Here is a 14325-nt window from a genome sequence, read left to right on the forward strand (position 1 = left end):
CGGTCGCCGCTGCAGAATGATGCCGGATTGCCTACGCCAGTTATCGCGGCGAGGCGATGGCAGCGACCTCAGGGCTCGGTGGCGAGCAGGTAGAGCTGCCGCAGCGCGTCGAGCGGCTTGGCTTCGCCCTCGTGCTCGATATGCCAGTATGTCCAGCCGTTGCAGCTGGGGGCGTCCTGCACCTTGGCGCCAAGCCCGTGGATCGAGCCGGTGTCGGCACCCGCCGCCAGCGACCCGTCGGCGCGCACGGTGGCGCTGACGCGGCGCTTCTTGTCGAACACCCGCGTACCCGGCGCGATCATCCCGGTTTCCACCAGCGTGCCGAACGCAACCTTCGGCGCCGACTTGGGGCTCTGCATCGTCGTCAGCGCCGATTCGTCGAGCGGCAGCGCCAGTTCGATGCGGGCCATGGCGGCATCGCGGTAACCGTCCTCGCGCTCACAACCGATCCACTCCCGCCCCAGCCGCCGCGCGACTGCGCCGGTGGTGCCGGTGCCGAAGAACGGGTCCAGCACGACATCGCCCTTGTTGGTGGTCGCCAGCATCAGGCGGTAGAGCAGCGCCTCGGGCTTCTGGGTCGGGTGGACCTTGTGGCCGTCCTTTTTCAGCCGTTCGGGCCCGGCGCAGATCGGCAGCACCCAGTCGGAGCGCATCTGCAATTCATCGTTGAGCGTTTTCATCGCCCGGTAGTTGAAGGTGTATTTGGCCTTTTCGCCCATCGCCGCCCAGATCAGCGTTTCGTGCGCGTTGGTGAAGCGGGTGCCCTTGAAGTTGGGCATCGGGTTGGCCTTGCGCCAGACGATGTCGTTGAGGATCCAGAACCCCATGTCCTGCATCGCCGCGCCGACGCGGAAGATGTTGTGATAGCTGCCGATCACCCACAGCGAGCCGGCGGGCTTGAGCACGCGGCGCGCCTCGGCCAGCCACTGGCGCGTGAAGCGGTCATAAGTGGCGAAGCTTTCGAACTGGTCCCAGTGATCGGTTACCGCGTCGACATGGCTGCCGTCGGGGCGCGCCAGGTCTCCGCCCAGTTGCAGGTTGTAGGGCGGATCGGCGAAGATCATGTCGACGCAGGCGTCGGGCAGCGATCGCATCGCCGCCACGCAATCGCCCGCCAGGATCTGCCCCAGCGGCAGATCGCGCGCTGGCGCCGCAGGCCTGACCCCCTGTTTGACCTGCGGCGCGCGCGCCCGCTCCCCGACCAGAACGCCCATCTTCACCCCTGTTCCCCGTAACGACGGCAAGGGTGAATCCGCGCGACTCCCGCGTCAAGCGCGCCTGTTCAGGCCGAGGCCGGCGCGTCGCCCGGCCGCGCCGCGAACAGAACGAGTCCGACACACGATCTTGAGTCCGCGGGGGACTGGACGACTCGATATCTAGTGGTGTGGCCGCAAAGACTCGGCGGCGGTCAAAACAGGGCGAGCTGGGCGACCGGGGCAAAGCTGCGCCGGTGCAGCGGCGTCGGGCCGTGATCGCGCAGCGCGGTCAGGTGTTCCGGCGTGCCGTAGCCGGCGTTGCGTTCCCAGCCGTAATGCGGGTGCGCGGCGGCATGGCCGCGCATCAGGCGGTCGCGGTGCTCCTTGGCAACGATCGAGGCGGCCGAAATGCACGGTTCGATGGCGTCTCCGCCCACGATCGCGCGCGCCGGCCAGCACCACTCGGGCCGGCGCCCGGCCGGCGTCAGGTTGCCGTCGACCAGGACCTGGTGCGGGCCATCGAGGCCATCGGCATCAAGCTGGTTGCACAGCGCCAGGACCGCGCGGGTCATCGCCAGCATCGTCGCACCGAAGATGTTGAGCGAATCGATCTCGTCCACGTCGGCAACGCCCACGGCCCAGCGGCAGCGGCGCTTGATCCTGTCCTCCAGCACGGCGCGGGTGTCGCGCCGCAGCTTCTTCGAATCGTCGAGGCCCGCCGGGCGCGGCCGGCACAGTACGACCGCCGCGGCGACCACGGGCCCGGCCAGCGGCCCGCGCCCGGCTTCATCGACGCCGATCACGAAACCCTTGCCACAAGGCGTCTTTTGAAACGTAGTAACCGGCATGACCAACCGCAGCTTCCCGATCCGTGCCTTATCGCCCCTCCTCCTCGCGCTCGCAAGCTGCGGCGCCGCCGCGCCGGGGGACAAGGGCGCGGCGACTTCTACCCCCAGCGCCGGACCGGGCTTCCGGACCCAGGCGCTGGCGACGTTCGAGGAGCCGTGGGGCGCCGCCTTCGTGCCGGGCACGCCCTACCTGCTGGTGACCGAGCGCAAGGGCACACTCAAGCTGGTCGACAGCATGAATATCGTGCACCCCGTCAGCGGAGCGCCCACCGTCGATTACGGCGGCCAGGGCGGGCTGGGCGATGTCGCCTTCGCGCCCGGCACCACTGCCGACGGCGGCTACCCGGTCTATCTCAGCTGGGTCGAAGCCGGGCCCGGCGACACCCGCGGCGCGGTGGTCGGCCGCGGCACGCTGCACATCGACGAGATGAACGGCGCATCCGCGATCAGCGGCCTTGAGGTGATCTGGCGCCAGGCGCCCAAGGTTACCGGCCGCGGTCACTTTTCGCACCGGCTGCTGGTCAGCCCGGACGAGCGCTACCTGTACGTTTCCAGCGGCGAGCGGCAGAAATTCACCCCGGCGCAGGACCTCACCAACAATCTCGGCAAGGTCGTCCGCCTCAACCTCGACGGGACACCGGCGGCGGGCAACGCGTTCAGCGGCCAGGCGGGCAAGGCGCAGGACATCTGGTCCTACGGGCACCGCAACGTCCTCGGCCTCGATTTCGATGCCCAGGGACGCTTGTGGGACCTCGAGCACGGACCGGCCGGCGGCGACGAGCTCAACCTGGTGGAGCGCGGGCGCAATTATGGCTGGCCGCTGGTTTCCAACGGCGACAATTACGACGGCACACCGATTCCGCGCCACGCGACCCGGCCCGACCTTGCTGCCCCGGCGATCAGCTGGAACCCGGTGATCGCGCCTGGCGATTTCCTGTTCTACAAGGGCTCGCTGTTCCCGTGGCGCGGCCAGGCGATCGTGACCGCGATGAAGCCCGGCGGACTGGTGCGGGTGGGTATCGACGGTACGAAGGGATCGAAACCGGCGGCCACCGAACTGGCGCGCTATCCGCTGGAACGCCGCATTCGCGAGATCGTCGAGGCGCGGGACGGTTCGCTGCTGCTGCTCGAGGACGGCAAGGGCGGCCGCCTGCTGCGCCTGACGCAGCAATAGCGCGTTTTCGTTCGACAGCCGGTGCCCGGCGCCTTATCGGCGCGCGCCAATGTCTGCCGCCCCAACCCTGATCCCGCTCGACTCGGTCGATCCCGCGCTTGTCGAGGCGCTGCTCGACCGTGCGTTCGAGCCCGAACGCCGCAACCGCACCGCCTACCGCGTGCGCGAGGGCATGGAGTGGCTGCCGGCGCTGTCGTTCGCGGCGCTGGACGCTGACGAGGACCTGGTCGGCTCGATCCAGTGCTGGCCGGTCGCGCTGACCGACGGTGCCGGCCGCGCTCATCCGATGATCATGGTCGGCCCGGTCGCGGTCCTGCCCGAACACCAGGGCGAAGGATACGGAAAGGCGCTGATGAGCGCCGCGGTGACCGCGATCGATCCGCGCGCGCCCTTGCCGCAGGTGATGATCGGCGATGCCGACTACTACGGCCGGTTCTGGGGCTTTTCCGCTGCGCCGACCGCCGGCTGGCGGCTGCCGGGCCCGTGGGACCCCGACCGCCTGCTGGTGCGCAGCGCCGATCCTGCCGCGCTGCCCGCCGACGGCATGCTGGGGCCCTGGCGGCGGCACTAGTTGACCTTGGCTGGGGCGGGACGATCTGGCATCGCGCTGCGGTGCCGTATGAACCGCCCCCCGACCTTGCGACGCTGAGCCTGGCGGAGATCGCCGCGCTGGTGGCCGCGCGCAAGCTGCCGCCCGTGGCGGAATGGGCGCCCGGGCGCAGCGGCGACAGCCTGATGCGGATCGCCGCCGACGGGCGCTGGTACCACGACGGCGGCGCGATCACCCGGCCCGCCATGGTGCGCGCGTTTTCCGCGCTGCTGCGCCGCGAGGGTGATGGCCACTACCTGGTCACCCCGCACGAAAAGCTGGCCATCGCGGTCGATGACGCCGCCTTCGTCGCGGTCGACGTGGCGCGCACGGACGGCGCGCTGGCGTTTCGCCTCAACACCGACGACCTGGTGGTGGCCGGCCCCGCGCACCCGTTGAGCGTGCGCGGCCATGTCGATGCGCCGGCGGTCTACCTCGCCGTGCGCGGCGGCACCGAAGCGCGCCTCAACCGCAGCACCTGGTTGCAACTGGCCGAGCTGGCCGATGCGGACGGGACGGTCGCCAGCCGGGGCGCGCGGTTCGGGCTGGTTCCGGCATGAGCGGGCTGGTCGAACGACTGCGCGTGCTGCACCGCGAAGGCCACCGTGACCCGATCCCAGACCTGCTGGTCGATCCGCGTTTCGATGGCGGCGACGCCCGCGATGCGGCGGTGCTGGCAGCGATTACCGACCGGCCGCGCCCGGGCTTCATCCTTACCCACCGGCCCTCGAACATGCGCGCCCATCCGGGGGAAGTGGCGTTCCCGGGCGGCAAGCTGGACCCCGGCGAGGATGCTGTCGGCGCGGCGCTGCGCGAGGCCTGGGAGGAGCTTGGCATCCAGCCCGAACACGTGACCGTGATCGGTGCCAGCGACCTGTTCGTGACCGGCAGCGGCTATGCCGTCATCCCCGTCATCGCGGTGATCCCGCCCGACCTGCCCTTCGCGCCCAACCCGGCCGAAGTCGCGGACTGGTTCGAAGTGCCGGTCGACTGGGTCTTCGATCCCGCCAACCACGTCCACCGCGAGGTGGAATGGCAAGGCGCGATGCGGCACACCATCGACATGGACTACAACGGACACCGCATCTGGGGCATCACCGCGGCGATCATCGCCAACCTGTCGCGCCGCATCGCCTGGGCGGCGGCATGAGCGCATTCGGCCGTGACTGGACCGAAGCGCGCGGACTGGCGCCGCTGATCGCCGCGCTCGGGCCCGGCAATGCGCGCTATGTCGGCGGAGCGGTGCGCGACACGCTGCTGGCCCTGCCGGTGAAGGATATCGATATCGCCACCGTGCTGCCCCCGCGCGAAGTCATGCGGCGGTGCAAGGCGGCGGGGATCAAGACCATTCCCACCGGTATCGACCACGGCACCGTCACCGCGCTGGTCGATGGGCGCGGGATCGAGATCACGACGCTGCGCCGCGACGTGGCCACCGACGGGCGCCGCGCCACGATCGCGTTCTCCGATGACTGGCGCGAGGACGCGGCGCGGCGCGACTTCACCATCAACGCGCTCTATGCCGATCCCGACAGCGGGACGATCAGCGACTATTTCGGCGGTCAGGCCGACCTGGCGGCGCGGTGCGTGCGCTTCATCGGCGACCCGGCCGAGCGCATCCGCGAAGATCACTTGCGCATCCTGCGCTATTTCCGGTTCCAGGCGCGCTTCGGATCGCTGCCGGCGGACGCCGCGTCCGAGCAGGCCTGCGCCGACCTGGCGGCGACGCTGAAGGGCCTGTCGCGAGAGCGGATCGCGATGGAAATGATGAACCTGCTCGCCCTGCCCGATCCGGCCCCGACCATCGCGCGCATGGCCGCGCTGGGCGTCCTGGCGGTGATCCTGCCCGAGGCTGATCCCGCCCCCCTTGCCGCGCTGGTCGCGGCCGAAGCGCGCGAGGGCGCCGCGCCCGATCCGCTTCGCCGCCTGGCCTCGCTGCTGCCGTGCGATCGCGCTGCGGCGGAGCAGGTCGCGGCGCGGCTGCGGCTGTCCGGGGCGCAGAAAAAGCGCCTGGCGCTGGCAGCCGGGCGCGGCGAGGCCCAGCGCGATCCCCGCGCGCTCGCCTACCGCATCGGCATAGAGGCCGCGCGCGACCGGCTGTTGCTGTCGGGACTATCGACGGCGCCGCTGGCCGGCTGGCAGCCGCCCGTCCTGCCGCTGAAGGGCGGCGAGATCGTTGCCCGCGGGGTCAAGGCCGGGCCCGAGGTCGCTCGCATCCTCCACGCGGTCGAGCAGCGCTGGGTCGATGAAGGCTTTCCCGGCGCCGCGCGGGTCAACGAACTGCTCGGCGCCGAACTGGGCAACGCGGGGTGAAGCCGCCGGTCAGCTTGCCGACAGCCTTGGCATTCTAGGCAGCGCGCGTGAGCTACCTTCCCGGCATCATCGCATTCCTGCGCAGCCAGCCGCTGATCGCGCTGGCGGTGGGCGCCATGGTCCTGTCGTTCGTCGGCGGGATGTTTCCGCACCGCGCGCTGGCCGGGCGGATGCTGCGCGGGGTCGGGACGCTGGGGCTGGTGGCGGTCTTCGGGCTGACCGTGGTGCAAGTGGCGCGGCTCGACGGCAATTTCGACTTGTCGCTGCCCGGCGCCGGGCTGCCGGCGCAGCAGGTCAGCGGCGGGGAAACGCGCGTCCCGCTGCGCCGCGACGGGCATTACTGGGTCACCGCCAAGGTCAACGGCACCCCGCTGCGTTTCATGGTCGATACCGGCGCGACATTGACCGCGCTGTCGCCAGAGGCCGCCGCGCAGGCCGGTTTGCGGGATGCGGCGATGCGCCAGCCAGTTATCCTGCGCACCGCCAACGGCCCGGTCGAGGCCAAGATCGCGACGATCGGCGAGATGCGCTTCGGCAATGTCGTCGCGCGCGACCTCGACGCGGTGATCGCGCCGGGCATCGGCGATACCAACGTGATCGGGATGAATTTCCTGTCGCGGCTGAAGGGATGGCGGGTCGAGGACGGGACGATGATCCTGTCGCCGCACCACCCGCAGGCAGGTTCGGGGCGCTAGAACCGGTTGTCGCGCGGGAAGCCGGTCGGCGGCAGGCGGCCGGCGGCGCCGCGCGCCACCTTCCACAACCGCATGTCGCTTTCGGTGCGGGTCCGCCCGGTGTCGCCGCCCATCTTCCACGACAGGCCATCGTCGAGCCGCAGCGTGATCGCGTCCGCCATCCCGCCGTCACGGTACCGTTGCAGGGTCACCCCCTGCCCCTTGGCCATGACCGGCAGTTCCGACAGGCTGAACAGCACCAGCTTGCGATTGTCGCCCACCACCGCCACGTGGTCGTGCGCGGCGGGAATTTCGCGCACCACCGCCAGCTTTACGCCCGGCTTGGTGGTGACGACCGCGCGGCCCTTGCGCGTTTCGGCCAGCAGTTCGTCCGCCTCGGCCGCGAAGCCGCGCCCGGCGCTGGAGGCCAGCAGCAGCTGCGCCTTGGGGCGATAGACCAGCAGCGCCACGATCTGCGCCTCGGCGTCGATATCCAGCATCGTTCGGATCGGCTCTCCGAACCCGCGCGCGCTGGGCAGCTTGTCGGCGCCGAGCGTATAGAACCGGCCGTTGTCGGCGGCGACCAGCAGCTTGTCGGTGGTCTGCGCGTGCAGCGCGAAGGCCGGGCCGTCGCCCTCCTTGTACTTGTACTCCTTGTCGAGCGGCTCGTGGCCCGAGGCGCCGCGGATCCAGCCCTTGGCCGACAGGATCACCGTCACCGGCGCCTTCTCGATCATCGCGTCCATGCTGAATTCCACCGTCGGCGCGGCCTCGGCGATCGTGGTGCGGCGGCGGCCGAGCGGGGTGTCTTCCGCGTAGTCCTTGCGGATCCCGGCCAGGTCGCGCTTCAGCCGGGTGCGCTGGCGGGCCGGGCTGTCGAGCAGCTTCTGCAGTTCTTCGGCCTCGGCGACGAGTTCGGAATGCTCCTTGCGCAGCTCCATTTCCTCGAGCCGGCGCAAGCTGCGCAGCCGCATGTTGAGGATCGCCTCGGCCTGGCGGTCCGTCAGCCCGAACTCGGCCATCATGACCGGCTTGGGCTCATCCTCGGTGCGGATGATCTCGATGATCCGGTCGAGGTTGAGGAAGGCGATGATGTAGCCGTCGAGCAGTTCCAGCCGCGCGGCGATTTTCTCCAGCCGATGGCGGCTGCGCCGCAGCAGGATGTCGATCTGGCTGACGATCCATTCCTGCAGCAGCAGCTTGATGCTCATCACCCCGGGCGTGCGGCTGGCGTCGAGCACGTTGAGGTTGAGGCCGAAGCGCGTTTCCAGGTCGGTCAGCCGGTACAGCGATTCCTTCAGCAACTCGGGGTCGATGTTGCGGCTCTTGGGCACCAGGACGATGCGGATCTGCTCGTCGCTTTCATCGCGCACGTCCTCGAGGATCGGCAGCTTCTTGTCCATGATCGCCTGGGCGATCTGTTCGATCAGCTTGCCCTTGGGCAGCTGGTAGGGGATTTCGCTGACGACGAGCTGCCATTGCCCCCCGCCCAGCTTCTCGATCCCGGTTTCTTCCCAGCTGCCGTCGGGATTGCGCCCGGTGGAGAAGCGGCCGCGCACGCGGATCGCCCCGCGGCCGGTTTCGTAGGCATGGCTGATTGCCGCCGGACTATCGACCACCACGCCGCCGGTGGCAAAATCGGGCCCGCGGAAGATTTCCATGATCTGCGCGTGCTCGACATGGGGATTGTCGATCAGCAGCAGCGCGGCGTCGATTACTTCGGCGGCGTTGTGGCTGGGGATGTTGGTGGCCATGCCGACCGCGATCCCGCTTGACCCGTTGGCCAGCAGGTTGGGAAACAGACCGGGGAAGATCTCGGGCTCTTCCTCCTCGCCGTTGTAGGTCGGAATGAAGGTGACCGTGCCTTCATCCAGCCCGGCCATCAGCTGGATCGCCGTCTTGGTCAGCCGCGCCTCGGTATAGCGGTAGGCGGCGGCGTTATCCCCGTCGATGTTGCCGAAGTTGCCCTGCCCCTCGACCAGCGGATAGCGCAGGCTGAAATCCTGCGCGAGACGGACCATCGCGTCATAGACGCTGGCGTCCCCGTGCGGGTGGTACTTGCCGATCACGTCGCCGACCACGCGGGCGGACTTCTTGAACGCGTCGGTGGGATTAAGCTTCAGCTGGCGCATCGCCCACAGCAGGCGGCGGTGCACCGGCTTCAGCCCGTCGCGCAGGTCCGGCAGCGAGCGCGCGGTGATCGTGGACAGCGCATAGACCAGATAGCGCTCCGACAGCGCCGCGTCGAAGGGCGCGTCGACGATGGCGTCGAAGGGGTCGGGCTGTGCGCCAGGAATGTCCGGGGGGCTGACCATTGCCGGATCGCCCTAGCAATGCGCCGGGCCGACCGGAACCGCAGGAACGCTGTTTTCCGCCGTTGGTTGTGCCGGGTGAAGCGAACCGCTTTCACTGGAGATCATCATGACCAAGCGCATCCTCATCCTCGCGACCGACGGCTTCGAGCAGTCGGAGCTTATCGAGCCGAAGAAGACGCTCGAAGCGGCCGGGTACGAGACGGTCGTGGCAAGCGACAAGAACGGCCAGATCAAGGGCTGGAACCACACCGACTGGGGCGAATCGGTTACCGTCGACGCGCTGATGAGCGACGTCGAAGCTGCCGATTTCGATGCGCTGATGTTGCCGGGCGGGCAGATGAACCCCGACAAGCTGCGCATGAACGAGCGCGCGGTCGAGCTGGTCGAGGACTTCGACGACGCCGGCAAGCCGATCGCGGCAATCTGCCACGGCCCCTGGCTGCTGGTGGAGGCCGACATCGTCGATGGCCGCACGGTGACCGGCTGGCCGTCGATTCGCACCGACCTGGAGAACGCCGGCGCCGACGTGGTCGACGAGGAGGTGGCGATCGACGGTAACTTCATCACCAGCCGCAAGCCCGAAGACATTCCGGCGTTCAGCAAGGCGCTGATCGACGCCCTCGAAGCGGACTGATCGCTTCGCCTAGCGGCGCTGCATGTCGTGAAATTCACCGGGGATGCGGACTTCCAGACCGTCCAGGGCCCCGGTGAGCACGATCTGGCATGACAAGCGGCTGGTGCGCGTGACCCCGGCGGCGAGGTCGAGCATGTCGTCCTCGTCGTCGCTGGCGCGCGGCACCCGCGCGAACCAGTCGGGCGGCAGGATGACGTGGCAGGTGGAGCAGGCCATCTGGCCCTCGCACGTGCCCTCCAGCGGCATTCCGGCCGCCTGCGCCACTTCGAGCAGACGGGCTCCCTCGTCGGCCTGGGCGGCGACCCTGCGGCCGTCCGCGGTGATGAAGGTGACGGTGACCACGCCGGCTCAATGCTCCTGCGAAAGGGCGGCTTCGTTGAGCCGGACGCAGGCATCCTCGATGTCCCGCAGCGAGGTATAGCGCCCAAAACCAAGCCGGACAGAGCTTTTCGCCGCGCCAGGCTCGAGCCCGATGGCGGACAGCACGTGGCTGGGCCGGCCGCTGCCGCTGGCGCAGGCCGACCCGGCCGAGAAGGCGATGTCGCGGCATTCGCTCATGAGCCGCGCGACGTCCAGCCCGGGGCGGCGCAAGTTGAGGTTGCCGTGCCAGCGCTGCTCGGCGCTGCCGTTGAGCGTCCAGTCGGCCAGGATGTCGCGCGCCTTCGCCCACAGCGCCTCGACATGCGCGGTGTCCTCGCCGCGCCGTGCCAGCGCCAGCTTTGCCGCGGCGCCGAATCCGGCGCAGAGCGCGGGACTCAACGTTCCCGAGCGCAGGCCTTGCTCCTGCCCGCCGCCGTGGACCAGCGGCTGCAGGTCGATCCCGTCGCGCACCCAAAGCGCGCCGATACCCTTGGGGCCGTGCAGCTTGTGCGCACTGACCGCGATCAGGTCGGCATCGGGCGGCGCCAGTTTACCGGCGCCCTGTACCGCGTCGCACAGGAACAGCGCGCCGGCATCGCGTGCAGCAGCGGCCAGCGCGTCCACCGGCTGGATCGTGCCGATCTCGTTGTTGACCTGCATCACCGCGACAAGCCCGGTCCCGGCCTGGATCCACGCATCGGCGGCAACCAGTCCGTGTGGGTCCACCGGCAGGACCTGCACCCGCCGCCCGCCGGCAAACGCGGTATCCAGCACCGCGGCGTGCTCGATAGCCGAGACCGCGACCTGCGCCGCGCCGACGCCATGGATTGCCAGGTTGAGCGCCTCGGTCGCGCCCGAGGTGAAAATCACGCGGCCCCCGGGCGGGAACAGACCCGCCACCTCGGCCCGGGCCGCTTCGACCGCCGCCGCTGCGGCGCGGCCCGGCCGGTGCGGGCTGTGCGGATTGGCGAAGCCGTCGTCGTCGCCCAGCCAGCGCAGCATCGCCGCGCGCGCCTCGGGCGCGAGCGGGGTCGTGGCCTGGTAATCGAGGTAGATCATGCCGAGCGCGCCATCGCGAGCCAGCTCTCGCAGAACCGCTCGACCTCGGCGCGGGTGGTGGTCCAGCCGAAGCTGACGCGGATCGTGCGATCGGCGATATCGTCGGCGACGCCCATCGCGGTCAGCACGTGGCTGCGCTTCATCGTCCCCGAGGAACACGCACTGCCCTGGCTGACCGCAATCCCCGCCATGTCGAAGCGCATGACTTGCGCTTGCCCGGAGACGCCTGGCATCGCGATCGCGCGAATGTAGGGGGTGGGATCGGACAACCGATCGGCCAGCCATGCTCCGCCCAGCGCGCGGACTTCGCCGGCGAAGGCCTCGAGCGGTTCGAGGACGGCCGGGTCGATGTAAGGGTCGCCGCACGCTTCCAGCGCCGCCGCCATGCCCAGGATGCCGGGCAGGTTCTCGGTCCCGCGCCGGTAGCCGCGTTCCTGCCCGCCGCCGGGATGGAGCATCGCATAGTCCTGGACCAGCAGCGCGCCGATCCCGACCGGACCGCCGAACTTGTGCGCCGATACGATCGCCATGTCGGCCATCTGTGGCAGCGCGAATTTGCCCGCGCTCTGCGCGCAGTCGACCAGCAGCAATCCGCCGTTGTCGTGGACGACTTCGGCGGCAAAGCCGATGTGCTGGCGGTTGCCGGTTTCCGAATTGACGTGCTGGACCGCCACCAGCGATCGGTTGTCGGGATCGCCCAGCATCAACGTGGAGGGCTCGCTTTCGCGCGAGAGCATGCGCAAGTCGGCGGCGCCGTCGGGCAGGACCGGCAGCGTCCACTCGGGCCGGTCGCCGCGCAGGACCGCGTCGTGCTCGACCGCGGTGGCGACGTCGTGAACGGTGTTGGCGGCGTCAAGCGCCAGTTCGGCGGCCTCGCTGGCGCCCGAGGTGAAGATCACTTCGCCCGGCCAGTCCAGCGCCGCCTTGATGCGGGCGCGGGCGTCTTCCAGCGCAGCGCGCGCGGCGCGGCCCTCGGCATGCGGGCTCGACGGATTGGCCCACAGGGACAGCCCGCGCTCCACGCCTGCGCGCGCCTCGGGGCGAAGCGGGCTGGTGGCGGCATGGTCGAGATAGACGCGGGCTGCGGTCATCGGCTTGGTCCAGCCTTGGGAATCGTTGCTTTCGGAGGGATGCTTTCTATATAGCCCTCGCTTTCCGATCACAGCCCCTTGCGGAGCGGATGCGCGGATTATCGCCGCCGTTCCTCGCAGGGTCCTACAGCAACGAGTTCTCGCCCGATGCCCTCCGTCATCTTTCCCGGCCCCGAAGGCCGTCTCGAAGGCCGCTTCCAGCCCGCGCCGCGCCCCCGCGCGCCCGTCGCCATGATCCTTCATCCGCATCCGCAGGCTGGCGGAACGATGAACGATCGCATCACGATGGCGATGTACAAGACGTTCGTAGCGCGCGGTTTCGCCACCCTGCGGTTCAACTTCCGCGGCGTCGGCCGCAGCCAGGGCAGCTTCGATAACGGCGTTGGCGAACTGTCCGATGCCGCCGCCGCGCTCGACTGGGTGCAGTCCATCCATCCCGAGGCATCGACCACCTGGATCGCCGGTACCAGCTTCGGCGCGCTGATCGGGATGCAGTTGCTGATGCGCCGTCCGGAAATCCGCGGCTTCATCTCGGTCGCCCCGCCGGCCAACATGTACGATTTCAGCTTCCTGGCGCCGTGCCCGGCCTCGGGCATCCTGATCCAGGGCGCTGCCGACACGGTTGCCACGCCGATCGCCACGCAGAAGCTGGTCGACAAGCTGCGCACGCAAAAGCACATCACCATCCATCACGAGGAAATTCCCCGTGCGAACCATTTCTTCGAGCATGAGATGGATGACCTGATGCGGTCGGTCGACAATTACCTCGACTTTCGCCTGGCCCCGGACTGCCCGATCCGCTGAGCCGCCGCGCTCAGCTGAGCGGGACGGTCCAGATCGCGACGTTGGCGGCCATCAGCGCCGCCATCACCAGCATCATCACCGCCTGCTTCCGCGGGCCGCCGCGCCGCAGCAGCACGATCGCGCCCCCGGCCAGCGCAACCGCGCCGAGCACCAGGATCGAAAGCACGGTGTCGCTCATGTTGTAACCCCGGCATCGGCAAGGACCACGGCGAGATCGCTGTCGTCACCCTGGGCGAGCAATTCGTCGAAACGGCAGGCTTCGGGCTTTTCCAGGGCCCGGGCCGATACGTAACCGCCCACCAGCATCGCCAGCACCGGCAGCGCTGCCGAGGCCAGCCACACTGCCGTGCCCGATTTGCGGGCGACCGCGTTGACGACCGCCTTCCGGGCGCCGGGCTGGGGCAGGATCAGGTCGAGCAGTGCCTCGCCCGGGCGGGCATAGGCATCGCCGGGGCTCATCACCGCGACCGCCATTTCCCCGCCGCCCAGCCGTTGGAGTTGCTCGATCATGTGACGGCAGCCAATCTCGCCGACCCCGAAACGCCGGACGGCCGAATGAAGCGCGCTGGCGATCAGCGGCAAGGCGGCGTCGGCGATCCGGGCGATTTCGGGGAACGGCTGCGCCAGCCGATCGGAAACGGCGTGAATACCGCCGGTGCGCCGCAACGTATCGCGCAGCCCGTCCATACGTGCCATGACCCCAACATTCTTGCGCGACCCTTTGGCACCGTCTGCCACGCATCGCCGACCCGCGATACCTCTATTTCGGATCGATTGGTCGCATCGCCGCGCGCGGCGCGGATCGCATGCGAACCTTGGCGGCGCTGCAGCGTTGCACCCTCACCACCCCCGGACAATCCGGCCAGAGGAGCCTAGCAATGTCGATTTTCAGCAAAATTCACGACGCCATCTTCGGACACAAGGCGCAGGCCGCCCCCGCGCCCGCACCCGCCGATGCCAGCGCCCCGCAGGCCACGCAGCAGGCCTCGCCCCAGCCGGCGCCGACACCGCAGCAGCCGGTCGACGTCGAGGCCAACCTGAGCGAAATGGCGCAGGGCAAGAACCTTAACTGGAAGACCTCGATCGTCGACTTGCTCAAGCTGATCGGCGTCGACCCCAGCTACGAGAACCGCAAGGAACTCGCCACCGAACTGGGCGATACGAACTACTCGGGCAGCGCCGAGGACAATATCGCCCTGCACAAGGCCGTCATGCAGAAGCTTGCCGACAACGGCGGCAAGGTCCCTGCCGATCTGCTCGACTGAACG

Annotated in this window: 17 protein-coding genes; 9 read left to right on the top strand and 8 right to left on the bottom strand. The window is 69.3% G+C overall.

Translation table 11 applies throughout. The features are described from left to right. Positions 1–68: 68 nt before the first annotated feature. Both ACOYW6_RS05035 and ACOYW6_RS05040 read right to left on the bottom strand, forming a co-directional pair. Entirely contained in the window at positions 69–1214 is a 1146-nt protein-coding gene (locus ACOYW6_RS05035; protein WP_423143067.1) for a site-specific DNA-methyltransferase, read from the bottom strand. 194 nt (positions 1215–1408) lie between these two features. Further along, the gene (locus ACOYW6_RS05040) at positions 1409–2044 is read right to left on the bottom strand and encodes a ribonuclease HII (RefSeq protein WP_423142715.1); all 636 of its coding nucleotides are present in this window, start codon (positions 2042–2044) and stop codon (positions 1409–1411) included. Between ACOYW6_RS05040 and ACOYW6_RS05045 the strand changes: the two genes are divergently transcribed. Genes ACOYW6_RS05045 through ACOYW6_RS05070 form a run of 6 tightly spaced genes read left to right on the top strand, consistent with a single transcriptional unit; the run spans position 2043 to position 6815 of the window. Next, on the top strand, positions 2043–3218 hold the full coding sequence (locus ACOYW6_RS05045) for a PQQ-dependent sugar dehydrogenase (RefSeq protein ID WP_423142716.1): 1176 nt from the start codon (positions 2043–2045) through the stop codon (positions 3216–3218). The two genes, ACOYW6_RS05040 and ACOYW6_RS05045, sit on opposite strands and share 2 nt — an antisense overlap. Before the next feature lie 49 nt (positions 3219–3267). After that, positions 3268–3789, top strand: coding sequence for a GNAT family N-acetyltransferase (locus ACOYW6_RS05050; protein WP_423142717.1), 522 nt, complete (start codon positions 3268–3270; stop codon positions 3787–3789). Positions 3790–3830: 41 nt separating this feature from the next. Next, a complete protein-coding gene (locus ACOYW6_RS05055; RefSeq protein ID WP_423142718.1) occupies positions 3831–4367 on the top strand; it encodes a DUF1285 domain-containing protein in 537 nt (178 codons plus the stop codon). Further along, complete coding sequence (locus tag ACOYW6_RS05060; RefSeq protein ID WP_423142719.1) at positions 4364–4957, top strand: CoA pyrophosphatase; 594 nt, start codon at positions 4364–4366, stop codon at positions 4955–4957. Before ACOYW6_RS05055 ends, ACOYW6_RS05060 begins: the two co-directional genes overlap by 4 nt. Next, positions 4954–6120, top strand: a complete 1167-nt coding sequence (locus ACOYW6_RS05065; protein WP_423142720.1) for a CCA tRNA nucleotidyltransferase — start codon at positions 4954–4956, stop codon at positions 6118–6120. The genes ACOYW6_RS05060 and ACOYW6_RS05065 overlap by 4 nt, the downstream gene beginning before the upstream one ends. 47 nt (positions 6121–6167) lie before the next feature. After that, positions 6168–6815 carry a retropepsin-like aspartic protease family protein gene (locus ACOYW6_RS05070; protein WP_423142721.1) on the top strand — a complete coding sequence of 216 codons (648 nt, stop codon included), beginning with the start codon at positions 6168–6170 and terminating at the stop codon, positions 6813–6815. On the opposite strand, the gene parC is transcribed toward ACOYW6_RS05070, so the two are convergent. Next, positions 6812–9109, bottom strand: coding sequence for a DNA topoisomerase IV subunit A (gene parC / locus ACOYW6_RS05075; RefSeq protein ID WP_423142722.1), 2298 nt, complete (start codon positions 9107–9109; stop codon positions 6812–6814). The genes ACOYW6_RS05070 and parC overlap by 4 nt on opposite strands. A gap of 106 nt (positions 9110–9215) precedes the next feature. Here parC and ACOYW6_RS05080 point away from each other — a divergent pair, with 106 nt between their 5' ends. Continuing rightward, the gene (locus tag ACOYW6_RS05080) at positions 9216–9743 is read left to right on the top strand and encodes a type 1 glutamine amidotransferase domain-containing protein (protein WP_423142723.1); all 528 of its coding nucleotides are present in this window, start codon (positions 9216–9218) and stop codon (positions 9741–9743) included. 9 nt (positions 9744–9752) lie between these two features. Here the strand turns inward: ACOYW6_RS05080 and ACOYW6_RS05085 are convergent, their stop codons facing one another. From ACOYW6_RS05085 to ACOYW6_RS05095, 3 genes are read right to left on the bottom strand one after another with little or no spacing between them, the layout of a single operon-like run. Continuing rightward, a complete protein-coding gene (locus ACOYW6_RS05085; protein WP_423142724.1) occupies positions 9753–10085 on the bottom strand; it encodes a 2Fe-2S iron-sulfur cluster-binding protein in 333 nt (110 codons plus the stop codon). Positions 10086–10091: 6 nt separating this feature from the next. After that, positions 10092–11162: a cysteine desulfurase family protein gene (locus tag ACOYW6_RS05090; RefSeq protein WP_423142725.1), complete on the bottom strand. Its 1071-nt coding sequence runs from the start codon at positions 11160–11162 to the stop codon at positions 10092–10094. Further along, positions 11159–12253 carry a cysteine desulfurase family protein gene (locus ACOYW6_RS05095; RefSeq protein WP_423142726.1) on the bottom strand — a complete coding sequence of 365 codons (1095 nt, stop codon included), beginning with the start codon at positions 12251–12253 and terminating at the stop codon, positions 11159–11161. The genes ACOYW6_RS05090 and ACOYW6_RS05095 overlap by 4 nt, the downstream gene beginning before the upstream one ends. Positions 12254–12400: 147 nt before the next feature. Between ACOYW6_RS05095 and ACOYW6_RS05100 the strand changes: the two genes are divergently transcribed. Next, the gene (locus ACOYW6_RS05100; protein WP_423142727.1) at positions 12401–13057 is read left to right on the top strand and encodes an alpha/beta hydrolase; all 657 of its coding nucleotides are present in this window, start codon (positions 12401–12403) and stop codon (positions 13055–13057) included. A 10-nt stretch (positions 13058–13067) separates the two neighbouring features. Here ACOYW6_RS05100 and ACOYW6_RS05105 read toward each other — a convergent pair whose 3' ends face one another. Together ACOYW6_RS05105 and ACOYW6_RS05110 are read right to left on the bottom strand one after the other, a co-directional pair. Continuing rightward, positions 13068–13235 (bottom strand): hypothetical protein, encoded by a 168-nt coding sequence (locus ACOYW6_RS05105; RefSeq protein ID WP_423142728.1) that lies wholly within the window; start codon positions 13233–13235, stop codon positions 13068–13070. Next, positions 13232–13753, bottom strand: a complete 522-nt coding sequence (locus tag ACOYW6_RS05110; RefSeq protein ID WP_423142729.1) for a hypothetical protein — start codon at positions 13751–13753, stop codon at positions 13232–13234. Before ACOYW6_RS05110 ends, ACOYW6_RS05105 begins: the two co-directional genes overlap by 4 nt. Before the next feature lie 182 nt (positions 13754–13935). On the opposite strand from ACOYW6_RS05110, the gene ACOYW6_RS05115 reads away from it, so the two are divergent. Further along, positions 13936–14322 carry a DUF3597 domain-containing protein gene (locus tag ACOYW6_RS05115; RefSeq protein ID WP_423142730.1) on the top strand — a complete coding sequence of 129 codons (387 nt, stop codon included), beginning with the start codon at positions 13936–13938 and terminating at the stop codon, positions 14320–14322. Positions 14323–14325 lie beyond the last annotated feature (3 nt).

The organism is Parablastomonas sp. CN1-191 (assembly GCF_049354825.1).
In the GTDB taxonomy this organism is placed as follows: Bacteria; Pseudomonadota; Alphaproteobacteria; order Sphingomonadales; family Sphingomonadaceae; genus Novosphingobium.